This window comes from Uliginosibacterium flavum (assembly GCF_040566545.1).
GTDB lineage: Bacteria > Pseudomonadota > Gammaproteobacteria > Burkholderiales > Rhodocyclaceae > Uliginosibacterium > Uliginosibacterium flavum.
Genome location: NZ_JBEWZI010000035.1, coordinates 1 through 23,837 on the forward strand (window position 1 = coordinate 1; position 23,837 = coordinate 23,837).

At 58.2% G+C, this 23,837-nt stretch carries 19 protein-coding genes; 18 read left to right on the forward strand and 1 reads right to left on the reverse strand.

The annotated features are described in order from the left end of the window. The first annotated feature begins 840 nt into the window (after positions 1-840). From xrtB to ABXR19_RS19190, 17 genes are all read left to right on the forward strand, one after another. Positions 841-1,827, forward strand: a complete 987-nt coding sequence (gene xrtB, locus ABXR19_RS19110; protein WP_354602758.1) for an exosortase B — start codon at positions 841-843, stop codon at positions 1,825-1,827. Beyond that, positions 1,824-2,564, forward strand: coding sequence for an exosortase-associated protein EpsI, B-type (gene epsI, locus ABXR19_RS19115; protein ID WP_354602759.1), 741 nt, complete (start codon positions 1,824-1,826; stop codon positions 2,562-2,564). Before xrtB ends, epsI begins: the two co-directional genes overlap by 4 nt. A gap of 20 nt (positions 2,565-2,584) precedes the next feature. Beyond that, the gene (gene gmd / locus ABXR19_RS19120) at positions 2,585-3,709 is read left to right on the forward strand and encodes a GDP-mannose 4,6-dehydratase (protein ID WP_354602760.1); all 1,125 of its coding nucleotides are present in this window, start codon (positions 2,585-2,587) and stop codon (positions 3,707-3,709) included. A gap of 1,004 nt (positions 3,710-4,713) precedes the next feature. Continuing rightward, positions 4,714-5,817 carry a GDP-L-fucose synthase family protein gene (locus ABXR19_RS19125; RefSeq protein WP_354602761.1) on the forward strand — a complete coding sequence of 368 codons (1,104 nt, stop codon included), beginning with the start codon at positions 4,714-4,716 and terminating at the stop codon, positions 5,815-5,817. Positions 5,818-5,859: 42 nt separating this feature from the next. Further along, on the forward strand, positions 5,860-7,353 hold the full coding sequence (locus ABXR19_RS19130; RefSeq protein ID WP_354602762.1) for an oligosaccharide flippase family protein: 1,494 nt from the start codon (positions 5,860-5,862) through the stop codon (positions 7,351-7,353). After that, positions 7,341-8,810: an O-antigen ligase family protein gene (locus tag ABXR19_RS19135; RefSeq protein WP_354602763.1), complete on the forward strand. Its 1,470-nt coding sequence runs from the start codon at positions 7,341-7,343 to the stop codon at positions 8,808-8,810. Before ABXR19_RS19130 ends, ABXR19_RS19135 begins: the two co-directional genes overlap by 13 nt. Next, the gene (locus tag ABXR19_RS19140) at positions 8,807-9,829 is read left to right on the forward strand and encodes a glycosyltransferase family 2 protein (RefSeq protein WP_354602764.1); all 1,023 of its coding nucleotides are present in this window, start codon (positions 8,807-8,809) and stop codon (positions 9,827-9,829) included. Before ABXR19_RS19135 ends, ABXR19_RS19140 begins: the two co-directional genes overlap by 4 nt. Beyond that, positions 9,826-11,127, forward strand: a complete 1,302-nt coding sequence (locus ABXR19_RS19145) for a GH39 family glycosyl hydrolase (RefSeq protein ID WP_354602765.1) — start codon at positions 9,826-9,828, stop codon at positions 11,125-11,127. The genes ABXR19_RS19140 and ABXR19_RS19145 overlap by 4 nt, the downstream gene beginning before the upstream one ends. Beyond that, positions 11,124-12,287, forward strand: coding sequence for a glycosyltransferase family 4 protein (locus ABXR19_RS19150; protein WP_354602766.1), 1,164 nt, complete (start codon positions 11,124-11,126; stop codon positions 12,285-12,287). The genes ABXR19_RS19145 and ABXR19_RS19150 overlap by 4 nt, the downstream gene beginning before the upstream one ends. Positions 12,288-12,291: 4 nt before the next feature. Beyond that, entirely contained in the window at positions 12,292-13,464 is a 1,173-nt protein-coding gene (locus ABXR19_RS19155) for a glycosyltransferase family 4 protein (RefSeq protein WP_354602767.1), read from the forward strand. A gap of 157 nt (positions 13,465-13,621) precedes the next feature. Next, the gene (locus ABXR19_RS19160; protein ID WP_354602776.1) at positions 13,622-13,906 is read left to right on the forward strand and encodes a serine O-acetyltransferase; all 285 of its coding nucleotides are present in this window, start codon (positions 13,622-13,624) and stop codon (positions 13,904-13,906) included. A gap of 36 nt (positions 13,907-13,942) precedes the next feature. Further along, positions 13,943-14,836 (forward strand): acyltransferase family protein, encoded by an 894-nt coding sequence (locus tag ABXR19_RS19165; RefSeq protein ID WP_354602768.1) that lies wholly within the window; start codon positions 13,943-13,945, stop codon positions 14,834-14,836. A gap of 37 nt (positions 14,837-14,873) precedes the next feature. Continuing rightward, positions 14,874-15,965, forward strand: a complete 1,092-nt coding sequence (locus ABXR19_RS19170; protein ID WP_354602769.1) for a glycosyltransferase family 4 protein — start codon at positions 14,874-14,876, stop codon at positions 15,963-15,965. Continuing rightward, entirely contained in the window at positions 15,953-17,104 is a 1,152-nt protein-coding gene (locus ABXR19_RS19175; RefSeq protein ID WP_354602770.1) for a glycosyltransferase family 4 protein, read from the forward strand. Before ABXR19_RS19170 ends, ABXR19_RS19175 begins: the two co-directional genes overlap by 13 nt. 14 nt (positions 17,105-17,118) lie before the next feature. Beyond that, the gene (locus ABXR19_RS19180) at positions 17,119-18,285 is read left to right on the forward strand and encodes a glycosyltransferase family 4 protein (protein WP_354602771.1); all 1,167 of its coding nucleotides are present in this window, start codon (positions 17,119-17,121) and stop codon (positions 18,283-18,285) included. After that, positions 18,278-19,057, forward strand: a complete 780-nt coding sequence (locus ABXR19_RS19185; protein WP_354602772.1) for a WecB/TagA/CpsF family glycosyltransferase — start codon at positions 18,278-18,280, stop codon at positions 19,055-19,057. Before ABXR19_RS19180 ends, ABXR19_RS19185 begins: the two co-directional genes overlap by 8 nt. Positions 19,058-19,756: 699 nt before the next feature. Next, a complete protein-coding gene (locus tag ABXR19_RS19190) occupies positions 19,757-21,079 on the forward strand; it encodes a UDP-glucose dehydrogenase family protein (protein WP_354602773.1) in 1,323 nt (440 codons plus the stop codon). Positions 21,080-22,190: 1,111 nt separating this feature from the next. Here the strand turns inward: ABXR19_RS19190 and ABXR19_RS19195 are convergent. Beyond that, on the reverse strand, positions 22,191-22,952 hold the full coding sequence (locus tag ABXR19_RS19195) for a PEP-CTERM sorting domain-containing protein (protein ID WP_354602774.1): 762 nt from the start codon (positions 22,950-22,952) through the stop codon (positions 22,191-22,193). A 357-nt stretch (positions 22,953-23,309) separates the two neighbouring features. On the opposite strand from ABXR19_RS19195, the gene ABXR19_RS19200 reads away from it, so the two are divergent. Further along, the gene (locus ABXR19_RS19200; protein WP_354602775.1) at positions 23,310-23,762 is read left to right on the forward strand and encodes a GDP-mannose mannosyl hydrolase; all 453 of its coding nucleotides are present in this window, start codon (positions 23,310-23,312) and stop codon (positions 23,760-23,762) included. The last annotated feature ends 75 nt before the right edge of the window (positions 23,763-23,837 follow it).

Here is a 23,837-nt window from a genome sequence, read left to right on the forward strand (position 1 = left end):
AGTACGTAGGGCGCAATCGAAGCGAAGCGCATTGCGCCGGATGAAGGCGGGCAAGACCGGCCTTGCGGCCGCAGCAGAGGGTTTGAATTGGCAAGACCGGCCTCGCGGCCGCAGCAGTAACAGACTACCCAATACCGTCATTCCGGACTTGATCCGGAATCCAGAAGACGGGTGACGAAAGGCGCTGGATTCCCGATCAAGTCGGGAATGACGGCGAAGGGAACGCAGTACGTAGGGCGCAATCGAAGCGAAGCGCATTGCGCCGGATGAAGGCAGTCAAGACCGGCCTCGCGGCCGCAGCAGTAACAAGTAATGCCTGAAGATCCGTATGTATAAACACTCTTCAGTATGCCTCGCCATAGAGTCAATACAGGCAGCCCTCTTCGGATGGCATCCTCGGCGAGTAAGACTGGATAAGGCTCTTCAAGGGTTGTCATTCCGGATTTGATCCGGAATCCAGAAGACGGGTGGCGAAAGGCGCTGGATTCCGGGTCAAGCCCGGAATGACGGCAAAAGGCAAAAGGCACTGGATTCCCGATCAAGTCGGGAATGACGGCGAAGGGAACGCAGTACGTAGGGTGCAATCGAAGCGAAGCGCATTGCGCCGGATGAAGGCGGGCAAGACCGGCCTCACGGCCGCAGCAGTAACAGACCACCCAATACCGTCATTCCGGGCGGCGTCATTCCGGAATGACAGGGCGAAAAAAACGCAGGGCGGACGAGCGTAGCGAATTCCGCCGAATAAACTCAGCACTCAGCACTCAGCACTCAGCACTCAGCACTCCGCCGCAGGCGGCAGAACTCAGCACCGCGCGAAGCGCTCACCGAACTGAAAACGCCATGACCCCCATCGCCGAAGACAGCCCCCCGCTTCGCCCCCGGTTCCGCCTCACCGCCGAACACACCCCCTGGCTCATCCTGTTGGCCGGCCTGTGTGCGCTCTACATCCCCACCTTCTACGGCCTGCTCAACGGCATCTGGGCCTCCGAAGCCCAGGCCCACGGTCCCATCGTCCTCGCCGTCTCCATCTGGCTCCTCTGGAAGCAATGGCCCCAGATCCTCCGCCCCAACGCCGCCCCTCTCAGCACTCAGAACTCAGAACTCAGCACTGAGCCGCAGGCGACTTCACTCAGCACTCAGCACTCAGCACTCAGCACTACGCCGAAGGCGGCCGTCGCCTGGCCCATCCTCATCATCAGCGCCTTGCTCTACGCCCTTGGCCGCTCGCAAGACATCCTGATTTTCGAAGTCGGCTCCCTCATCGGCATGCTCATCGGCTGTGTCCTCCTTCTGCGCGGCCCCGCTCAGCTCAAGCTCATGTGGTTCGGCCTCTTCTTCATGCTCTTCATGATCCCGCTGCCCGGCGCCATCGTTGACGCCCTCACCCAGCCCATGAAAATCGCAGTCTCCTGGGTCACCGAATGGGCGCTCTACCACGCCGGCTACCCCATCGCCCGCACTGGCGTCATCCTCCAGATCGGCCAATACCAGCTCCTCGTCGCCGACGCCTGTGCCGGCCTGCAGACCCTCTTCACCCTTGAATCCATGGGCTTGCTCTACCTCAATCTGGTGCGTCACAGCTCCCTGTTCCGCAACGTCACGCTTGCCATTTTGATCATCCCCATCAGCTTCTTCGCCAATGTCATCCGCGTCATCACCCTCACCCTCGTCACCTACTATTTTGGCGACGAAGCAGGGCAGGGCTTCGTACACAGCTTCGCCGGCATGGTCCTCTTCATCAGCGCGTTGCTCCTCATCATCGGCACCGACACCCTGCTGCGTCTGATCAGCGGTGGCAAAGCCTCGACTCAGGAGACTCAGGCATGAACGCACAGCAACTCGGCGCGAAGCACTCCAGTCCCCAGTCCCCAGTCCCCAGTCCCGGAGTCTTGATCCGCCAATCCATCGCCGCCTTCGTCCTCATGCTCGCCGCCGCCCTCACGGCCTGGGCGCTTGTGCCCACGCACAAGCTTGTCGACCAATGGGGCAAGCTCGATCTCGAAACCAGCATCCCCAAAGAGTTTGGCGACTGGGTCATGGATACCCGCAGCTACGGCGGCGTCGTCAATCCCCAGCAAGCAGAAGCGCTTAACAAGATCTACAGCCAGACCCTTTCACGCACCTACATCAACCGCCGCACCGGCGAATACGTCATGCTCTCCATCGCCTATGGCGAAGACCAGCGCGACGGCATGCAACTGCACTACCCCGAGATCTGCTACCCCGCCCAGGGCTTTCAGTTGAAATCAAGAAACAAAGGTGTGCTAAGTCTGCCGCAAGGCCTTATACCCATACGCCGCCTTGAAACCTATGCCGGCCAGCGCTTCGAGCCCGTCACCTACTGGACCATGATTGGCGAACACGCCACGCTCGGCGGCACCGACAAGAAGCTGCTCGAAATGCGCTACAGCCTGGCCGGTGACATCCCGGATGGGCTGCTGTTTCGCGTCTCATCCATCAATCGGGATTCCGCCGCCGGCTTTGCCCTGCAAGACGCATTTTTAAGCGCCATCGTGGCGCATATCGCCCCAGAAACCCGCCCGCGCTTTGCCGGCATCCATTGATCTATCAAGCCCACATAGCCATGACCAAAAAAGTCGCACTCATCACCGGCGTCACCGGCCAGGACGGCTCCTACCTCGCCGAATTCCTGCTTGAAAAGGGCTACGAAGTGCACGGCATCAAACGCCGCGCCTCCTCGCTCAACACCCAGCGCGTCGATCACATCTACGAAGATCCGCACATCGAAAACGCCCGCTTCAAACTGCATTACGGTGACCTGTCGGATTCATCTTGCCTCACCCGCATCCTCAGCCAAGTGCAGCCGGACGAGGTCTACAACCTCGGCGCTCAGTCGCACGTCGCCGTCAGCTTCGAAGCTCCCGAATACACCGCCGACGTAGACGGCATGGGCACCTTGCGCCTGCTCGAAGCCATTCGCTTCCTCGGCCTCGAAAAGAAGACCCGTTTCTACCAAGCCTCCACCTCCGAGCTGTATGGCCTGGTACAGGAAATCCCCCAGAAGGAAACCACCCCCTTCCACCCGCGCAGCCCCTACGCCGTCGCCAAGATGTACGCCTACTGGATCACCGTGAATTATCGCGAGGCCTACGGCATGTACGCCTGCAATGGCATCCTCTTCAATCACGAATCCCCGCGCCGTGGCGAAACCTTTGTTACCCGCAAAATCACCCGCGGCCTCGCCAACATCGCCCAAGGCCTCGAAAAATGCCTGTTCATGGGCAACATCGATTCGCTCCGCGACTGGGGCCACGCCAAAGACTACGTGCGCATGCAATGGATGATGCTGCAGCAAGACAAAGCCGACGACTTCGTCATCGCCACCGGCGTCCAATACAGCGTGCGCCAGTTCATCACATGGTCCGCCGAGCACCTGGGCATCAAGCTGCGCTTTGAAGGCTGCGGCGTAGATGAAATCGGGATTGTCGACGCCATCGAAGGCGATAACGCCCCGGCCCTGAACGTCGGTGATGTTGTCGTCCGCATCGATCCGCGCTATTTCCGCCCCGCCGAAGTTGAAACACTTCTGGGTGATCCTAGTAAAGCCAAAGCCGTCCTTGGCTGGACCCCGGAAATCACCGTGCAGGAAATGTGCGAAGAAATGGTCGCAGCCGACCTCGAATCCGCCCGCCGCCATGCGCTTCTCAAGAAACACGGTTTCGACGTATCTGTCAGTACCGAGCGTTGAAAATCGCAACACCGGCCTCGCGGCCGCAGCAGTAACAAGCCACCCAACACCGTCATTCCCGCGAAGGCGGGAATCCAGAAGACGGGTGGCGAAAGGCGCTGGATTCCCGATCAAGTCGGGAATGACGGCGGAGCAGAGGGTTTGAATTTGTAAGACCGGCCTCACAGCCGCAGTAATAACAGCCTATGCCTGAAGATCCGCATGTATAAACACTCTTAAGCATGTATGGCTATAGAATCAATACAGGCAATCATCTGCGGATAGCATGCCTGTAGAGCATTATTGGATGTGGCTCTTCGAGAGCTGCTATTCCGGAATGACGTGGCGAAGGCGCCCGAACATCCCCTCCTTTGCAAAAGGAGGGCGAGGGTGGATTGGTTTGGTTTGGTGCATGAGTTGCCAGCCAAGCCTGTTGTAGCGAAGCGTGAGGGCGTAAAACTGCAAGACCGGCCTCACGGCCGCAGCAGTAACAAGCCACCCAACACCGTCATTCCCGCGAAGGCGGGAATCCAGAAGATGGGTGGCGAAAGGCGCTGGATTCCGGATCGAGTCCGGAATGACGGGCTAAGGACGGGCGTGGTTTTGTAGGAGCGGCCTCCGGCCGCGAGCTTTACCCCTCGCCGGGAGAGGGCGGGTTTGAATTTGTAGGTCGGGCTTCAGCCCGATGCCAGTGTGGCAACGGGGCGTGTCGGACTGAAGTCCGACCTACGAAAACCCCCGCGCCGCAGCGAAGCTTTACCCCTCGCCCATTTGGGGAGAGGGTGGCGCGTAGCGCCGGGAGAGGGCGGTTTTACTCAGTCCTCAGTACTCAGCACTCAGTCCTCCGCCGCGGGCGGCAGAGGGCAGAGGGCAGAGGGCAGAGGGCGCTTTTAGCAGCACAACGCAAACAGAATTCAACAAATCGGGCCACCCGAGCTCCCCCCTGACAAGGGGGGCTGGGGGGGGTAAAAGCAACAATCTGTACAAGCGGCTTCAGCCGCAAAAACCAAACGAAAGCAAAGCAAATGAAAAAAGACGCCAAAATCTACGTAGCCGGCCACAACGGCATGGTCGGCTCCGCCATCGTTCGCCAGCTGCTCGCCTCCGGCACCCCGCGCGAAAACATCATCACCAAAACGCACAAACAACTCGATCTCACCGACCAGTCTGCCGTGCGCCATCTGCTCCAGTTCGAGCAGATCGACCAGATCTACCTCGCCGCAGCCAAGGTTGGCGGCATCTATGCCAACAACGCCTACCCCGCTGAGTTCATCTATTCCAACCTGATGATCGAAACCAGCATCGTTTACGAAGCCTGGCGCGCCGGTATCAACAAGCTCCTGTTCCTCGGCTCCAGCTGTATCTACCCCAAGCACGCCGCGCAACCCATGAGCGAAGAAGCCTTGCTCACGGGCCAGCTTGAGCCCACCAACGAGCCCTACGCCATCGCAAAAATTGCCGGCATCAAACTCTGTGAAAGCTTCAATCGCCAATACGGCACCGACTACCGCAGCGTAATGCCCACCAACCTCTACGGCCCCGGCGACAACTACCACCTCGCCAATAGCCACGTCCTGCCCGCCATGATCCGCAAATTCCACCTCGCCAAAATGGCGATGGATGGCGACATCGCCGGCATCATCGCCAACGAAAAGAAATACGGCGAAATCCCCGCCGACATTCGCGAAATGATCGGTTTCTCCGTCCCCTCCCTCGACATGGGCCAGGTGGGCGACGCGCTAAGTTTTGAAGGCGCCATGCTCAGCCCGCGCGACAGCGTACTGCTCTGGGGCACCGGCACCCCCTACCGCGAATTTCTGTACGTCGACGATATGGCCGCCGCCAGCATCCACGTCATGAATCTCGACAAGACCATTTACGACCAGCACACCAGCCCCATGCTCAGCCACATCAATGTGGGCTACGGCACCGACGTCACCATCCGCGAAATGGCCGAAAAGGTCGCCAAGGTGGTCGGTTACACCGGCAAGATCGAGTTTGACCCCACCAAACCAGATGGCAGCCCGCGCAAGCTGATGGATAGTTCCCGCCTCAATAAGCTGGGCTGGCAAGCCAAGGTCGAACTGGAGCAGGGTGTGCGCCAGGCGTTTGAGGCTTACTTGAAGTGAGTGCCCAAGGGAATTCGCTGCACAGCAGAGTGGGAAGACTGAATGAGCGCTAGTGCAATCGGCAAACACACCCTCTGGAATATCCTGGGGCAAGTGCTCCCGATCCTTGTTGCAATTATTGCAATCCCATTGCTGGTTCAGCGCTTGGGTATGGATCGTTACGGCTTTCTTACGCTTGTGTGGGTGCTGGTCGGTTACGTCGGGATTTTTGATTTTGGTGTTGGCCGCGCAATGACACGCGTTGTCGCTGAGCGGCTGGGGGCCAATGATATTGAAGGTGCCGAGCGCAACGCTCGGGCGGCACTGAGTTTCCTTTTTGGAATGGGCCTGGTGCTTGGTTTAGGCATGCTGCTTTTGTCGAAGCAGATACTGGGAGCCCTATCTGTCCCTGCAGAAATGCATCAGGAAGCGCTTCACGCACTTCAATTGTTATCGGCGTCTGTGCCGTTGGTCATGTTGACGTCAGGCTATCGGGGTTACCTGGAGGCTCATCGCAAATTCGCGGTGCTTAATCTGGTACGCGCCGTTATGGGCATCTTCACCTATGCCGCGCCATTGATTGCCACCGCATTTAGCCCAAGTCTTGTATCCATCGTGGCCTCTGTACTCATTACCCGATTGATAGCCAATTTTGCCCATCGCTGGGCATGCCAGAAATGTGATGCAGCGGCGCTTCATTTTGAGCTGCCTTCAATTGCCCGCCTTAAACCAATGCTGACTCTGGGCGGGTGGATGACCGTATCCAACATCATCAGCCCCCTGATGGGTAGCCTGGATCGCTTGTTGATTGCAGGCCTTGTCAGCGTCGGCATGATCGGCATGTATGCGACGGCGTTTGATACGATTTCAAAAGTCCTTATTGTCGCTTACAGCCTGACGGGTGCATTGTTCCCTGTTTTTGCCGGGCTTCAGCAGGCAGACGAGGTGCAGGAAAATTATCGCTACGCGATCAAAGCAATGTTATTGCTTGTCTGGCCGATTCTGTTTATTGCCAGCCTTTTTGCCAAACCAATATTCAACATCTGGATGGGGGCCGAGTTTGCAACGCACGCAGCGCCGGCGATGCAGATTCTGGCGATTGGCTTGTTTTTCAATTGCATGGCCCAAGTGCCTGCCATGCTGATCCATAGCCGTGGTGATCCAAAATGGATGGCCGCGCTGCATCTCGTTGAAATGCCTGTGTACCTGGTATTGATCTATGTCTGCACTTCGGAGTGGGGCGTTCTCGGCACCGCTGCGGCGTGGGCCACCCGCACCACTCTGGATTTGGTCGCACTCCACTGGATTGTGCTGCGCAGAATATCTCCGGATAGCGTGCCGTTTCGCCACATGATCAGCATTGGGGTGGCGGCGGCTGTGCTCGTTGCATCCCTGTTCATTCACCTCCCGACGCTTCATCTTTTTGTGCTTGGAAGCGTTTCGATCTTGATATTCGTTTTCTGCATGTGGAATTTCATATTGAGTTCTGCTGAGCGCGAATTCATTCATAATATTCTGTTGCGTAAGATCTTGAGGAAGTTCGCATGCGGGAAATAATCGAATCAATCAATGATTTTGTTAATCGTCGGTTTCGGGCAGGTCAAAGCCGTGGCTGGTCGGCACTCTTTACCATTGCCGTGGGCGGGCTGCTTGTAATCGGCCTGAGCGTGTTTTTTGGTATGGCCGCTGGCGTTATGCCGTGGTGGCTAATGATTGGCGTTGGGCTGGGGCCTATTGTTCTGATCGTGACGCTTCGCTGGCCTTTGGCGAGCATGTTTCTATTTTTTTCATTGGTATTTGAAGCGATACCTGCACGTTTTATCCCAGGCTTGGGGAGCTTTCGCGTCTACGAATTACTCTTGATCCTGTTGTTCGTGCATCTCTGGTTCGACGCCTTGTGGCGGAGCGAACCATTCTGGAAGCCCTTGGGGCAATTTCGCGTGCCGCTGTTGTATCTCGTTTTTTGTTTGTCGATGTCGGTGTTGTACGTGAAGTTTTATGCACCGAACCCGAATTTGCTGACCGAACTGCGTGGTTTTGTTTGCTGGCTGAGCTTGCCAATTCTGTGTTTGCTTATCCGTACGCGGCGTGAACACCATTGGCTGGTCGTACTTGCCATCAGTGTCGGTCTGATTGTTGCAATGTATGCCGTCATCCAGTCATTTACTGGAGTGAGTATTCTCTCAAGTCGGCTTGAAATGCTGGACGTACGCAACAGCGACGTCACCCGTTCCATTGCTGGCGGGGGTATTTATTTGATGGTTTTTGGTTTGATCTGGGCGGTAATGCGCTGGATGGATTTTGTTCCGCGACAAAGCTTGGGCAATCTTGCGGTAGCTGCCATTGCGGCCGCTGGGATTGCAGTGTCATTTGGGCGTGGCGTTTGGCTTGCTGCCGTAGTAGGGCTTCTCTTTGCAAGCTGGTTGAATCGCGGAGCGCGGGGATTCTTTTCCGCGATATTTGCCGGCAGCCTGATCGTTGTTGTTGCTCTGGCCGGATTGAGCGTGGTGAAGCCACGCACTGCGTTGGCTATCGTTGATCGGGCTCTTGGGGTTAAGACTGAAATTGAGCAAGGCGGCTCCTATGGCTGGCGAGCACTTGAAAACAGGCAGGCTTTCGCTGTGCTGGCGCGCAAACCTCTGACTGGAGTTGGTCTTGGAGGGCACTACAAGGACCGTGGGACATTGGCCGGGGGCTTTGAAAACGAGACCCGCTATATTCACAACGCCTATGTGGGCTACATGGTGAAAATGGGCGTGCACGCTGTGCTGTTTCAAGTGCTGATGGTGTTCGTTTTCGGGGCAATGCTTGTGCGCCTGCGCAAGCGAATCAAGTCCGCAGATCGCCCCGTTTTTTGCGCCGCCGCCGGAACTTTTGTGGTGCCGGCCATTACCAGTTACACACAGCCGGAATGGATCACCGCGCAAGGGATTGTGGTGTTCTGCACCATGTCGGTATTGGTCCTGTTCTATCTTCGTGAGCACGCCACCGCACCGGTTGGAGGGGCGGCATGAAGGCCAGTGCCGCCATCATTCTCGTCAACTGGAACGGCTGGCGAGATACGCTTGAATGCTTGGGCTCCTTGCTGATGCTGGAGCCGCCAGTGCCAGTCATCGTGGTGGATAACGCATCCTCTGACGGCTCCGCCGATAAAATAGCGGCTTGGTGCCGTGGTGAGATCCAGACGCCGATCCAGCAGCCCGTCGTTGGCGTCAGCATTCCGGTTTGTGCCCCTGCCGATCTTGAATGGGCAATTGTGGGTGACGAAGATGCCATCTTGCTGTCCCTGCCCAGAATCTTGATTGTTCAGTCTTCCGCAAATCGTGGATTTGCGGGCGGCAATAATCTTGGAATAACCCGCGCAAAACAGGCCGGTACAGAGTACTTCTGGCTGCTCAATACCGATACGGTCGTACAGCCGGATGCGCTGGATAAACTTGTCAATCGCGCCGAGTCGGATACCCGTCTTGGCATGCTGGGCTCAAGCCTGATCTATTACTGGCGGCCGCAGGAAATTCAAGCTTTGGGTGGCGCAAGCTTCAATTCACGGACGGGCGTTGCACGTCATATCGGGGCAGGGCTGCGGCTTGGAACGTCTTTGCCGGGCATTGATCAGGTCGAGGCCGAGATGGATTATGTTGTTGGCGCTTCGATGCTGGTTACACGGGCTTTTATCGACACTGTCGGCCTGATGTGTGAAGACTATTTTCTCTATTTTGAGGAGATTGACTGGGCTGTGCGTGCCAAGGGGCACTATCGACTGGGTTACGCTCCCGATAGCCACGTCTTTCACAAGGTTGGTGGCTCCAGTCGCAAGACTGCATCACGTACCTCGCTGCGCTACCTCTACCGCAATCGCCTGTTTTTCATCGCCCGTCATTTTCCACAGACGTATTTGTACGCCTGCGCCTATCTGTTGATGCAGTGTGCGCAGCATGCACGGCGCGGTCACTGGCTGGACGTTTCCGAGATAGCAGGGGCTTTGCTCCGCAGTCCGGGGATTTATCGCAAGGGAATTGGGAGCATGCAATGAAAGCCGGTAAAACGACGCTGACTGTGATCGCCGCATGTCTGGCGCTTTTCGCGGCATGGCCGCTGGTTACGTGGGGGCAGACCACGGTACTACGCCCACCGCTTGAAGCAGATGGCGGGGCAGCCCTTTTTAGCCGGCAGTATTTCGGTCTGCATATGCATCGTGCAGAGGCCATTCGTTGGCCTGCGGTCAAATTCGGTTCCTGGCGTTTGTGGGATTCAGGTATCAGCTGGGCTGATATCGAGCGCACGCCCGGGCAGTTTGATTTTGCGCGTCTCGATCGCTACATCCTGATGGCAGAGCGATTCAAACTTGAAGTCGTGTTGCCACTGGCGCTGACCCCCCAATGGGCCAGCAGCAAGCCGAAGCAGGCATCCGCTTATGGTCCGGGTAAGGCCAGTCCGCCTGCGGATATCGAGCTTTGGCGCCGATTCGTGCGAACTGTGGCGAATCGCTACAAGGGGCGCATCGCCGCCTACGAGCTTTGGAATGAAGCGAATATCCCCAATTTCTTCGATGGTGATGAAGCTGATCTGGCAAAGCTTGCGCGCGTATTTTCGGAGGAGATCCGGCGTGCAGACCCACAGGCCAAAATCATTGCACCTTCCGGCGCAGGCCTGCTCGACCCACGCAAGGATTTCGTTGTCAGATTTCTGCAGGCCAGTAAAGGCGTTCATTTCGACGCATTCAATTTTCACCTCTACACGGGTGAGCATCGGCCCGAGCTGATGATTCCGCATGTGCAGGCCTTGCAGGATCAGGTTCGCAAGGCCGGGTTTGCGAACCTGCCCTTGTGGAACACCGAAAGTGGCTACGAAGTGCGCTCACGTGAGCCGAATTTCGGGAGTACGTCGCACACCGCACACGAACCTGAGCGGGTTGCCGCCTACCTGGTGCGAGCGATGCTGATCGTGCGGGCTTTGGGTGTCGAACGGTTTCACTGGTATGCATGGGATGACGGGCGGATGGCAATGACCTACGCAGATTTTGCCACCCCGAATCCTGTCGGGATCGCCTATACACAACTTGTTCCTTTGCTGGAAGGCGCTCGTTTGCATGAATGCCAGATCGACAAGACAGGCCCGAGTCGTTGTCGCCTGACTTCGGCCGCAGGGCGAGACTTCATGGTCGTCTGGAGCGGGCGTGACGAGGTAGAGCAGTGGACCAGCCCGGTGCCAGTGCAGGTCAGTGCCCTGGATGGCAAGGTGCTTGAAGTGCGCGCCACCCGGGTGGCGATTGGCATAATGCCTGTGGTGCTGGAGTCCGCGGACGCTGCGCGGAGTTTGCCGCAGCCATGAGCCGACAGTCTGTTGCCGCCGATACGGTCATTTTGCTCTCGCACGGATTTCAGGCCGAATACGAGGCGGGTATCGCAAACGGCTTGGCCCGGAACGGCCTGAATGTCGTGCTCGTGGGCTCGGATTCAACCCTGTATGAGCGCCTGGACCCTTCGATTCGAGCCTTGAACCTGCGGGGCTGTCATGACCCGCAGCGCAGTCGATTTCAGAAGGTCTGGAACCTGGTCCGATACTTTTTTTCCTACCAGTATTTGTTGCTGACGACACCGCACGCAGCGGTGCATCTGATCGGGCAATTTACGACCAATAGGCCTTTGCTGTTTCTGGCCGAAATGCTGGTGACGCGAGTGGTGGCGCGCCGCGTGTGGTTGACTGTCCACAATGTCATGCCCCACGAGAAGCACACCCGTTTCAATCATGCCGTTCACCGCTGCTTGTATGCCTTGCCGCATGAACTGGTCGTGCATACCGAGCGAACGCGCCAGCGCCTGGCCGAACTTTTTGCGCTGGATGGCAAGCGGGTGCGCGTACTCGAACACGGCATTGCACGCTTTCCCGACTTCGATGCCGTGGCTCGGGATCGAATCAGGGCGCGCCTCGGTCTTGGCCCGACAGATCGCCTGTTGCTCTTTTTTGGCAATCTTGGGCTTTACAAGGGGCCGGATCTTCTGATTGAGGCCTTCGGCCGGCTGCCTGCCGAGGCGGGGTGGCACCTGCATATTGCCGGGCGTTGCCGGCATGCCGACCTTCGCCGGCAAATGGATGAATTGATAGCCGGATGTCCGCATTCGCCGCGGATTCATTGGGAAGAGGGCTATGTTGCCGACGATGAGGTGCCCGCTTTTTTCTTTGCCGCCGATGCGCTGGCCCTGCCGTATCGCCATATCGATCAGAGTGGTGTGCTGTTCATGGCGATGGCCACCGGCCTGCCGGTGATCGCTTCGGATGTCGGCTCTTTCCGCGAGTATGTGGCTGCGCACGCTGGGGCTATTGTTCCGCCCGAAGACGTCACGGCGCTGGCCTCTGCGATTGAACAATTCGTGCCACTGGACGAGAGCGAGCGCCGCTTGCTTGCCGAGCGTGCCCGGCGTTTCGACTGGGCGCTCACGGCCCGGTCCTTGTGTCGGGCTTATCACCCGACAAATCCTGAGGAGGCCTGATTGCATGGCTCTGTCTGATTCTGTGGCACGCCCCTGGCTGGCGGTTTTCGACCTCAACGTTACCCGGAACTCTCCCGCGGGCAGCTGCGTACACGCCGAGGTGATGGGCCTGGCGGATAGTTACGACATTACGGTTTTTTCCGGCGCTTTCGATAATGAGCGGCCGGATCGCGTGCGCTGGGTGCATATTCCTCTTCCTAAAAAGCCGGGTTTCCTGAAATACATTGTTTTTCAGGTGCTGGGCCCTTGGGCGCTGCGCCGCCATATCCGGGACCGGGGTTGTCCGCCAATGGCCATCCAGGCCACCCAGGGACAGTTCATCGGGGCCGATGTGTGCTATCCGCATTTCTGCCATCGAGCCTATCTGGCTGGGCAGTGGAAACTGCAGAAGACCACCGGGCTGCATCGCCTGATGCGTTGGTGCAGCTACCGCTATAACGCCTGGGCGGAGCGGCGCGCCTTTCTCAAGGCGCGCAAGATCATCACGCCATCGAGGGGCTTGGCGCGCGAACTTGAGGCGACTTATCCCTTTGTGGCGGGCAAGGTCGAGCAGATAGCAAACCCGGTTGATCTGGAGCGTTTTGCTCGGCCTGCAGATTTTGATGCGGCGGCTTTTCGTGCCAGCCAGGGGCTGCCAGCCGGGGCAACAGTTCTGTCTTTTGCGGCATTGGGCGATTTCGAACGCAAGGGGCTGGGGCTGATCATCGACGCACTGGCGCTGCTCGCGAATCCATCCGTGCATGTGCTGGTTGTCGGGGGGACTAAGCCCGAGATTGCCGGGTTCGCTGCGCGGGCGGAGGCCGCCGGGGTGGCTGCGCAATGCCATTTCGTCGGATTCCAGAAAGATGTATGCCCCTATATGTGGGCGTCCGATGCCTTTGTCTTTCCCTCCACTTACGAGATCTTCTCGCTGGTGTTGCTGCAGGCGCTTGCTGCGGGCGTGCCGACCGTGGCGACACCGCTATATGGTTTCGAAGAATATGCGCGTCATGGCGAGAACGCCTGGGTGATCGAGCGCACGCCGGTCAGCGTGGCTGCTGCGATTGCAGAGATCGTGGCCCAGCCGCAATTGCGCGAGGCAATTGGGCGTGCGGCGGCTAGTACCGCACAAAACTATGGTCGCAATGCGTTCGTGCAGGCTTGGCATCAGCAATATCTGCATCTCGCTGGGCACTGAGGTGACATAGATGATCAGCACAGTTTCGGTAGAAAAGCGCTGTTGGCCAAATCGATTGATCAATTGGGCGTTTTCGCCCGGCACTCCGGCAATTTTTCGGCGCCTTGTCGGACTGGTCTTTCATGTTGAACTGCCAATACTCAAGCATCCTTTGAACATGGGACATCCTTACTGCATTGTTGTGAATTCGGCCGTTGAGATTGGGCGGGATGTTCACATTCATCAGTGTGTAACGATTGGGAGCAAGAGGCATGGGCGTGGAGCAGGGATTCCTTGTATTGGAGATGGGGTGGTTATTTATCCCAATGCGGTCATATTTGGTGGAGTCAGAATTGGAGACGGCGCTGTGATTGGCGCTGGAGCAGTTGTTTTTTGCGACGTACCAACAGGAGCTGTGGCGGTGGGAAACCCCGCTCGAGTGATCGATTGTGCGTCAAGATGATTGTTGTTTTGTGAGACTTTTGGATTTGAAATTTACATGAAAAATCGAAATGTCTCTCTTGATGTTTTGAAAATGATGATGGCCTTAATGGTTGTCGGTATTCATACAAGGCCATTTTATAGTCTTGATTGGCTTGATTTTTTAACATGGAATGGTTTTTTTAGGATTGCTGTGCCAGGCTTTTTTGTGCTTGGCGGCTATTTCATGAAGAGTTCGACTAATTTATTTCTGTGGTCTAAGCGATTGGTGTTGCTTTATCTGTTTTGGAGTTTCGTCTTTTTCCCTTTTTATACTGATTTTGGGAAGAGGCTAGAGTTTTTTCATATAGCAAAAATGTTATTCATAGGGTATTACCACTTGTGGTATGTCGTTGCGTATGTTGTTGCGGGCTGGTTGGTGTGTTTTTGCTCTGGATTTAAGCGGGTGGCTGTGAATTTTTTGTGTGTGATATTGTTTTTGGTTGGTGTTTTTGTTCAGTATTTCTCCATGTTTGGTGAAGGACATGTCAGCGTTTGGCTTTATCGAAATTTTTTGTTTTTTGCTTTTCCGATGATGTGGCTCGGTTATTCCGGGTGGGGTGAGTCATTTTTTAGCAGTCGGAAAGCGCTCGTGATTGGCGTAGGGCTGCTGATTTTTGAGTCGAGCTTGGTGCGTTTTTTCGGAGTTGTTTCGGATTTCGATATTTTCATGTCAGGGTTTGTTCTGGCTCCGTCCGTATTTTATGGGGTTAGGAATGTATATGTGTCTTTTTCATGGCGTGGTTTTTCATTGTTTTCTTCAGTGTTCTATTTTTCGCACCCTTTGTTTGTGTTTCTTTTAAAGCCATACCTAGGATTTGGCTGGTATTTGTTTTTTTGTGTGGTGGTTTGTTGCTATGTTTTTTCATCATTTGTGATGGTCTTTAAAAATAAATTTAGATTCATTTACTGAAGTTAAAATGCGTCAATTACTGATAATTCAGCCAGTCATGAAAGCCTACCGGGTGCCGTTCTTTGTCGGGCTGGCCAGTCGCCTGCACAAAGAAGGGGTTGGGCTGGAGGTGGCGTACGGAGAGCCCTGGGCTGAAGAGGCGAAGCGGGGTGACCACGTGGACCTGCCTGCCCCGCTCGGGCGGCGACTGCCATCGCGGATGCTGGGCGGCAAGCTGCTGTGGATGCCGGCGCTAAAGCCTGTGTTGAAGGCGGATGCAGTGATTGTCGAGCATGCGAACAAGCACCTTCTGAATTACGCGTTGATGGCGGCACAAGGCTTGGGTATCAAACGCCTGGCCTATTGGGGGCATGGCCGGGATCGTCAGGCTGATTCCGCCGCCTGGGGGGAGCGTTTCAAGCAGCGGTCCTTGCATTGGGCCGACTGGTGGTTTGCGTATACGGCAGGTGCTGCCGCCTATGTGGCGGAGCAGGGCTTTGATCCGACACGGATTACGACAATTGGCAATGCGGTGGATACGCGGGAGTTGCGTGAACAGGTGGCGTCCGTTTCTGAATCTGAGCGTTCCGAGGCATGGCGGGCGCTGGGGCTGGAGGCTGCCGGACCTTGCGTGGTGTATTGCGGCAGCCTGTACGAGAACAAGCGCCTGGATCTGATGTTGCCGGCAATGGATGCGGTGCAGGCCCGCCTGCCCGGTGTGAAATTCATTGTGATCGGGGGTGGGCCACTGGCGCCTGCCATGCAGGCGTATGCCGAGACGCGGCCCTGGGTGCGCTATGCAGGCCCGAAGTTTGGTCGGGATAAGGCCGTGCTTCTGTCATTGGCAAGTATCTGGTTGAACCCGGGTTTGGTCGGGCTGGGGATTCTGGATGCGTTCAGTGCGGGCCTGCCATTGGTGACTACGGATCTGCCGGTGCATAGCCCGGAGATTGAATACCTTGAGCACGGCGTGAATGGGGTCATGGTGCGGGCTGAAGTATCGGCACTGGTCGATGAATTGCTGGGCTTGTTGCAGTCTCCCGTCCGTTTGCAGTTGTTGCGTGAAGGTGCATTGGCGTCTGCTGAGTGCTATTCGATTGAATCCATGGTTGAGAGTTATGCGCAAGGGGTGCTGAAGTGGTTGACGTAGTGGTGGCGACGATCATGCGCCCCGAGGGCGATACGGGCGTGCAGACCCACTTCCGGACCTTTCTGGTCTGGCTGCAAGGCCGTGATTTGCCGGCGAGTTTAATCACACCTTACGCGGTGCCTGCCTGGCTTTTGTATCCGGTGTTCGGGATGCGGCGGCTGATCGATTGCGTGAGCGGTGTGGCAAGTGTGTGGTGGTATCGCTATTGGCACGCTTTGTTTCTGGAATGGGCTTTGCGGGCGAAACTGGCTGATGGGGTGGCGCGTGTGGTTTACGCGCAGTGCCCTTTGTCCGCAGCGGCGGCGCTGCGGGCGCGACGGAATGCTGCGCAGAAGGTGGTGCTGGTGGTGCACTTCAATGTTTCGCAGGCCGATGAGTGGGCCGGCAAGGGCATGATTGCGCACGATGGCGCTTATGCGAATTCGATTCGGACCTTTGAGGCGCAGGCCTTGCCAAATCTGGACGGCCTTGTTTTTGTATCGGATTTCATGCGCAGAGAACTGCTTGGCCGGATTCCTGCGTTGGGGCGGGTGCCCTTTACGGTTGTGCCCAATTTTGTTGCTGATCCTGGCCTGCCTGATGTGAGCGCAACACCCGAGGCGGATCTGGTTCTGGTCGGCAGCCTGGAGCCGCGCAAAAATCAGGTGTTCGGACTCGATGTGCTGGCAGCGGCGCAGCGCATGGGTCGAACTCTGACCTTGACCATTGCCGGGGATGGGCCTGACCGCGCCATGCTGGAGCGTCGGGCTGAGGATCTTGGGGTCGCCGCTCAGGTTCGCTTTCTTGGTTTCGTGCGGAATGCGGCTGCATTGTTTGTGCAGCACAGGGCGTGTCTGCATACCGCACGCATCGAGAATTTGCCCCTGACGCTGGTTGAGGCTTTGTCCAGAGGCGTGCCGGTTTTTGCGCCAGCAGTGGGTGGCATCGGTGAGGTGTTTGATGATGGTGTCGAAGGGCGGCTTATCCCCCTGGATGAGGCACAGCGCGCGGCTGAAATCCTGATCGAGTGGTTTGATGAGGAAGGGCGCCTGGCGAAGGCCGGCAGGCTGGCGCGAGAGCGGTTTTTGCGCGATTTCGAGAGTGACGTGGCGGCTGAGCGCCTGAGCAGTTTCCTTTTTTCTGTGGCAAGGCCGTCATGAGGAAGGAAGTGTTTTTGCCGCGCATTCTGCTCGTGCACAACGCCTATCAGCAGAAGGGCGGCGAGGATACGGTGGTGGAGGCGGAGCTGGCCTTGCTGCGATCACGCGGGCATGAGGTGCAGACGCTTTTTCGCCATAACGACGATTTGCAGGCCTTGCCCAGGCTGACGGCTTTGCAGCAGATGTTCTGGTCTTCTCGTACCCGCCGGGATCTGGCGGCTGCGGTGGCCGATTTTCGGCCCGATGTGATTCATGTGCACAACACCTTTCCGTTGATCTCGCCGTCCTTGTATTGGGCTGCGGACAAGGCGGGCGTGCCGGTGCTGCAGACGCTGCACAATTTCCGTCTGCATTGCCCGCAGGCCATGTATCTGCGCGATGGCAAGGTTTGCGAGGATTGCCTGGGGCATGTGCCTTGGCGCGGTGCCGTGCGCGGCTGCTATCGCGGTTCGAAAGTGCAGAGTGCTGCGCTGGCCGGGATGCTGACGGCGCATCGTGCGCTGGGAACTTGGCAGCACAAGGTGACACGCTATATCGCGTTGAATGAGTTTTGCCGCAGCAAGTTCATCGAGGGAGGCTTGCCGGCAGAGCGGATTCTTATCAAGCCGAATTTTGTCGATTTCGAGGCACCGGAGTCGCGCGAGCGCAGCGGCTTTCTGTTTGTGGGGCGTTTGTCGGCAGAGAAGGGCGTGGCGACGCTGGCCGAGGCGTGTCGCCTGAATCCTGTGGCTGTGCGAGTGGCTGGGAGCGGCCCGGAGGCTGATCTGCTGACGGATTTGCCGGGCGTGATGTGCCTTGGCGGTTTGTCCGGCGAGCAGGTGCGAACTGAAATGAGCCAGGCCGCCGCATTGGTGCTGCCGAGCATTTGGTATGAGAACTTTCCGCGTACGCTGGTCGAGGCTTTCGGTTGTGGTTTGCCGGTGATCGCCAGCCGGATTGGCGCATTGGCCGAGCTGATTGAAGATGGCGTGACGGGCTTGCTGTTTGAGCCTGGCAACGCGGAGGATCTGGCCGGAAAAATGCGCTGGGCGATGGCAAACCCGGAGCGGATGGGCGAGATGGGGCGGGCGGCGCGGGTGCGCTATGAGGCGCACTACACCGCAGAGAAAAATTACGAGCAATTGATGGCGATTTATCGCGAAGCGATTGCGGCCAAAAGAATGGAAACGATGCATGCCTGAGTTTGAGCAACTGACAACACGTGTGCGCCAGCAAGTCTTGAAGGCGCCTATCGATGTGCTGAGCTGGGAGCTGGCGCTAGCGCGGATTACCGCATGGGCTGCTGCCCGCGAAAGCCGTGTGGTGTGCATCACGAATGCGCATTCGGTGGTGACGGCGTCGCAGGACGCGGCATTCGGCACGGTGCTGGCCGAGGCGGACATGGTGACGCCGGATGGCGCGCCGGTGGCCTGGATGATGCGCAAACTGGGGCATGCGGGGCAGGCGCGGATCAACGGGCCGGATCTGATGTGGAAGTATTGCGAGCAGGCTGCGCTGCGTGGTGAGGCCATCTATCTGTATGGTGGCATGCCGGAAACGCTGAGCCGTCTGCAGGCCGTGCTGGGCGAGAGGTTTCCGGGGCTGAAGATTGCGGGGGCGTATTCGCCGCCTTACCGGGCGCTGACGGTGGAGGAGGACGAGGCTGCCGTACACGCAATAAATTCATCTGGCGCGGGTACGGTGTGGGTGAGCCTGGGTTGCCCGAAGCAGGAGGCCTGGATGGCGGCGCATCGCGGACGCATTCACGCGGTGATGATCGGCGTGGGCGCGGCCTTCGATTACCACGCCGGCACGATCCAGCGCGCGCCGTTGTGGATGCAGCGTAACGGTCTGGAGTGGCTGCACCGGCTGTGCAGCGAACCGGGGCGGCTGTGGAAGCGCTATCTGGTGACGAATACGCTGTTTGTGATTGGGGCTGTGCGGCAATTGGGCGCTTCGCGCAGTACTGAGTAACGAGGACTGAGGACTGCCGCCTACGGCGGAGTGCGGAGTTCTGAGTGCTGAGGACTGAGTAAAAGTCGCATCGTCATTCCGGACTACGTCATTCCGGACTGGATCCGGAAGCCGGAACGCAAGTCGTAAGTCAGAGCCTGAACATTCCCTCCTTTGCAAAAGGAGGGCGAGGGAGGATTCGGGTTTTGTTCAGGTTTGGCAGAGGGCTCCCCCTCAGGAAGGATCGGGTTTGCACACCCGATCCGCTCCAGCGGCGCAAGACGTGTCTTGCGAAACCCCGCCTCCGCCCCATTTTGCAAAGGGGGAGGCGCAAGAGCCGCATGGGGTGGGCTTCTTCGGGGTGTGTGCTCGGTGAGGCTCTTGTGGATTTGGTATTGGGGGTGGTTGGCCGAAGAGGTCCGCTGGGTGCGGGTTTTCAGGCGCTTCGCGCAGGATTGAGTGCTGGGGACTGCCGCCTACGGCGGAGTGCTGAGTTCTGAGGATTGAGTAAAGGCGCTTCGCGCAGGACTGAGTAACGAGGACTGAGGACTGAGTGAGGTTTGCGCTGCGCGGTTTTTGTGGGCGCGGCCTCTGGCCGTGAAGCCGTGCCATGTAGGGCCGGATTCATCCGGCCATTGACGCGTGGAGTGCGACTGAAGTCAGCACCTACGTTTCAAACTTGAGTTGCTTGTAGATTGCAATCTGGATAGGTCTTGAGAAATGAAAATCACCGTAGTCGGCACTGGTTATGTAGGTCTGGTGTCAGGCGCGTGCCTGGCTGAAGTAGGTAATGATGTGCTGTGCCTGGATCTGGATGCCGAGAAGATCCGCATCCTCAAAGATGGCGGCATTCCGATTCACGAGCCGGGGCTCGATCAGGTCGTGGCACGCAATGTGGCCGCTGGCCGTTTGCGCTTTACGACCAACATCGAAGACGCTGTGCGTCACGGCACGATCCAGTTCATTGCCGTCGGCACACCGCCGGATGAAGACGGCTCGGCTGACTTGAAGTATGTGCTGGCGGCTGCCCGCAACATCGGCCGCACCATGACTGACTACAAGGTCGTCATCGACAAGAGCACCGTGCCGGTCGGCACCGCCGACAAGGTGCGTGCCGCGATTGCTGACGAGCTGGCCAAGCGCGGTGTAGAAGTACCTTACAGTGTCGTTTCCAATCCCGAGTTCCTCAAGGAAGGTGCTGCCGTTGAAGACTTCCTGCGCCCGGATCGTATCGTCGTCGGCGCCGAGGATGATCAAGCCATCAACCTCATGCGCGCGCTCTACGCCCCCTTCCAGCGTAATCACGAAAAGCTCGTGATCATGGACGTGCGTAGCGCGGAGCTGACCAAATACGCGGCGAACGCCATGCTCGCCACGCGTATCAGCTTCATGAACGAATTGGCCATCCTTGCCGAGAAGATGGGCGCTGACATCGAACAGGTGCGTCAGGGCATTGGCTCTGATCCGCGTATTGGCTGGCACTTCCTGTACGCCGGCTGCGGCTACGGTGGTTCCTGTTTCCCCAAAGACGTCAAAGCCTTGATCAAGACTGCCGCCGACGCTGGCCAGCATCTGAAGGTGCTGCAGGCCGTTGAAGACGCCAATGACGCGCAGAAGATGGTGCTAGTCGACAAGGTCGTCGCCCGTTTCGGCGCTGATCTGTCCGGCAAGCACTTCGCGATCTGGGGCCTGGCCTTCAAGCCCAACACCGACGACATGCGCGAGGCCCCCAGCCGCGTGATCATTGATGAGTTGTTCAAACGCGGCGCCACCCTGACAGCCTACGATCCGGTGGCGATGGACGAGACGCGCCGGATTTTTGGCGATGAACCCCGCCTGAGCTACGCCGAGCGCCCGATGCAGGCGCTGGATGGCGCAGATGCGCTGGTTATCGTGACCGAGTGGAAGGAATTCCGCAGCCCCGATTTCGATGCCATCAAGGCTGTATTGAAGAGCCCGGTGATCATCGACGGCCGCAATATGTACGCGACCGATTTGCCGCGCGCTGCGGGCCTGGAGTATTACGGGATCGGGCGGAGGTAGGCGCTTCGCGCAGGACTGAGTAACGAGGACTGAGGACTGAGTAAAAGTCGCAAGTCGCGCCCAGCATCGTCATTCCGGGCCTGACCCACTGTTGTCCGTAATAAATTCCCGACCTCAAGAATGCGGCCCGAACATTCCCTCCTTTGCAAAAGGAGGGCGAGGGAGGATTGGGTTTGAATTGGCTGGAGCCCGCGTGAAGCCTCACTGGCGGCAACAAACCCAATCCCCCTCAATCCCCCTTTTGCAAAGGGGGAGGCTGTTTTGTCGCGCGCGAGCCGCACGTGCCCGAATCGAGTCGTGTGGGCGTGGATATCGCGCAACCCATTGCTCTAACTACCCTTGCGGCCGACCTGCAGATTTATTACGGACAGCAGTGGATCCAGTCCGGAATGACGGCGAAGATCCGCAAGTCAAAACCGCCCTCTCCCGGCGCTGCGCGCCACCCTCTCCCCGTAAGCGGGCGAGGGGAAGATCGCAAGTCGCGAGCCGTGAGCCTGAACATTCCCTCCTTTGCAAAAGGAGGGTGAGGGAGGATTCGGGTTTTGTTCAGGTTTGGCAGAGGGCTCCCCCTCAGGAAGGATCGGGTTTGCACACCCGATCCGCTCCAGCGGCGCAAGACGTGTCTTGCGAAACCCCGCCTCCGCCCCCTTTTGCAAAGGGGGAGGCACGAAAGCCGCATGGGGCGGGCGTCTGCGGGCTGTGTGCCCGGAAAGTGCGTGTGGCTTGGGTCTTGGGGGTGGGTGGCTGAAGGTGCCCGCTGGGGGGGGGGCTTCAGGCGCTGCGCGGTTTTGTAGGAGCGGCCTCTGGCCGCGAGGGTTTCGCGGCCAGAGGCCGTTGCTACGAAAAGCGCCCTCTCCCGGCGCTGCGCGCCACCCTCTCCCGCAAGCGGGCGAGGGGGATATCGCAAGTCGCAAATCATAAACCTTGCGCCGGTTTCGTCATTCCGGACTTGATCCGGAATCCAGTGGCTGGCAGGCGCAAGTCAAAACAGCCCTATTCCGGCGCGGCGCGCCAGCTTTTCTTCAAGGGCATGTTTCAAGCGCTCTCCGCATGGGGCAGAAACGCAAACGCCCGGCCGGGGCCGGGCGTTTCGTGATGAAGCTGCGTGCGTTCAGATGCGGGTGCGGCGGCGGGCGATGAAGCCCATCATGCCCAGGCCGGCCAGCAGCATGGCGAGGCCGGATGCTTCCGGCACGGGCGATACGGCGGCGAAAGAGCTGCCGACCTTGAAGCTGCTGAGGGCGACGGTGTCGGCCGTGTCAAGGTTGCTGCGCACGCCGAGGTAGCTGATGGAGCTGAGGCCCGTGTTCTTGGTGAGGGTGATGTCGGCGGTGCCTGCAGTATCGGCCGAAGTCGGGTTGAACCAGCCTTCGATCTTGTTGTAGGTGGTGGATACGCCGGTCTTTGCCAGGTGCACCAGGATGGTGAAGGTCTGGCCTGCAGTCAGTGCGCTGTTGGTGAAGCGTACGGTATCGCTCGCGGTGGTGCTTGTGCGGATCAGTGCGTCGTTACCGGCACCGTCGGCGCCCTTGAAGCCGAAGTTCGGGACGGTGGTGTGGTTGCCTGTGTTGGTGGAGTCCAGCCAGACGCCTACGAAATCTTCATAGGTGCGGCCGGTTGCACTGGTGGTGTTGGGCGTGAAGCTGCTGCCAAGCTGGAAGGTGAGGCTCAGGAACAGGTCGCTGCCGGAATACGCGCCATTGGTGAAGCTGAGCGCCGAGGTGTTGCCTTCATTCACGCCGGAGGCGATGAGCGAATTGAGCGAGCCGCTCAGGGCCAGCGGGTCTGCAGCGTGGGCCGACAGGGCGGCGAACGAGAGAGCGGCTGCGCCTAGCGCCTTGCGGACGAATTGGGAAAAGAGGGGTTGCTGCATATGATGTATTCCTTGCAAGTCTGAAGTCTGCTGACATTTTCACCAGATGGCCGATTTTAGCGGAGAGCCGGTGATGCTCTTGTGTTGTAAGTCACGCTGATGCAACAGTAATTATGATTGGCGTATAAGCTGGATTGATGGCAGCCCCGATCAGGTCGCGCAGGTTCTTTGCGGGAATGCCGTAGCCTGTGTCGGGCCGTAGGTCGGACTTCATTCCGACTTCTCCAGGTCGGCGTTGGACTGAAGTTCGACCTACGGAGCGTTGCGAGTTGTAAGTTGCAAGCTCCGCGCCTGGGCTGGGTGCGGGTCTTGGGGCGTTTCTGGTGGGCTTGAGTAACGAAGACTGGAGTTTCCGAGATGTTTTTGCCGAATGATGAATTTCTGGATTTGGTGCGGGCGATGCCCTTGGCGGCCGTGGATCTGATCCTGACGCGCCCGGATGGTGCCGTGCTGCTGGGGCGGCGCTTGAATCAGCCGGCGCAAGGTTTCTGGTTTACGCCGGGCGGGCGGATCCGCAAGGACGAATGCCTGGCCGATGCGCTGGCGCGGGTGGTGTTGGCTGAGATGGGCCCTGCGGTGCCGGTGCTGGGTTGGCAGCGGGTAAATTTCTGGGAGCATTTGTATGAGGATAATTTTGCGGGCGAGCCGGGGGTGAGCACGCACTATCTGGCGCTGGCCCATCGCCTGCAGCTTGAAGCAGAGGTGGAGCTGTCCTTCGATTCACAGCATGAGGAAATGGCCTGGTGGCCGGTGGTTGATCTGCTGGCGAGCGAGGCGGTGCATGAGAATACGAAGGCGTATTTCCGTTAGTCGCAAGTCGCAAGTCGCAAGTCGCAAGTCGCAAGTCGCAAGTCGCAAGTCGCAAGTCGCAAGTCGCAAGTCGCA

Coding starts and splice junctions, on each gene's coding strand:
- ABXR19_RS19185 (WP_354602772.1), top strand. CDS start 18,278: ATGCCTGAGTTTGAGCAACTGACAACACGTGTGCGCCAGCAAGTCTTG.
- ABXR19_RS19125 (WP_354602761.1), top strand. CDS start 4,714: ATGAAAAAAGACGCCAAAATCTACGTAGCCGGCCACAACGGCATGGTC.
- xrtB (WP_354602758.1), top strand. CDS start 841: ATGACCCCCATCGCCGAAGACAGCCCCCCGCTTCGCCCCCGGTTCCGC.
- ABXR19_RS19170 (WP_354602769.1), top strand. CDS start 14,874: ATGAAAGCCTACCGGGTGCCGTTCTTTGTCGGGCTGGCCAGTCGCCTG.
- ABXR19_RS19190 (WP_354602773.1), top strand. CDS start 19,757: ATGAAAATCACCGTAGTCGGCACTGGTTATGTAGGTCTGGTGTCAGGC.
- ABXR19_RS19160 (WP_354602776.1), top strand. CDS start 13,622: ATGGGACATCCTTACTGCATTGTTGTGAATTCGGCCGTTGAGATTGGG.
- ABXR19_RS19165 (WP_354602768.1), top strand. CDS start 13,943: ATGAAAAATCGAAATGTCTCTCTTGATGTTTTGAAAATGATGATGGCC.
- ABXR19_RS19140 (WP_354602764.1), top strand. CDS start 8,807: ATGAAGGCCAGTGCCGCCATCATTCTCGTCAACTGGAACGGCTGGCGA.
- ABXR19_RS19130 (WP_354602762.1), top strand. CDS start 5,860: ATGAGCGCTAGTGCAATCGGCAAACACACCCTCTGGAATATCCTGGGG.
- ABXR19_RS19145 (WP_354602765.1), top strand. CDS start 9,826: ATGAAAGCCGGTAAAACGACGCTGACTGTGATCGCCGCATGTCTGGCG.
- ABXR19_RS19195 (WP_354602774.1), bottom strand. CDS start 22,952: ATGCAGCAACCCCTCTTTTCCCAATTCGTCCGCAAGGCGCTAGGCGCA.
- ABXR19_RS19200 (WP_354602775.1), top strand. CDS start 23,310: ATGTTTTTGCCGAATGATGAATTTCTGGATTTGGTGCGGGCGATGCCC.
- gmd (WP_354602760.1), top strand. CDS start 2,585: ATGACCAAAAAAGTCGCACTCATCACCGGCGTCACCGGCCAGGACGGC.
- ABXR19_RS19155 (WP_354602767.1), top strand. CDS start 12,292: ATGGCTCTGTCTGATTCTGTGGCACGCCCCTGGCTGGCGGTTTTCGAC.
- epsI (WP_354602759.1), top strand. CDS start 1,824: ATGAACGCACAGCAACTCGGCGCGAAGCACTCCAGTCCCCAGTCCCCA.
- ABXR19_RS19135 (WP_354602763.1), top strand. CDS start 7,341: ATGCGGGAAATAATCGAATCAATCAATGATTTTGTTAATCGTCGGTTT.
- ABXR19_RS19150 (WP_354602766.1), top strand. CDS start 11,124: ATGAGCCGACAGTCTGTTGCCGCCGATACGGTCATTTTGCTCTCGCAC.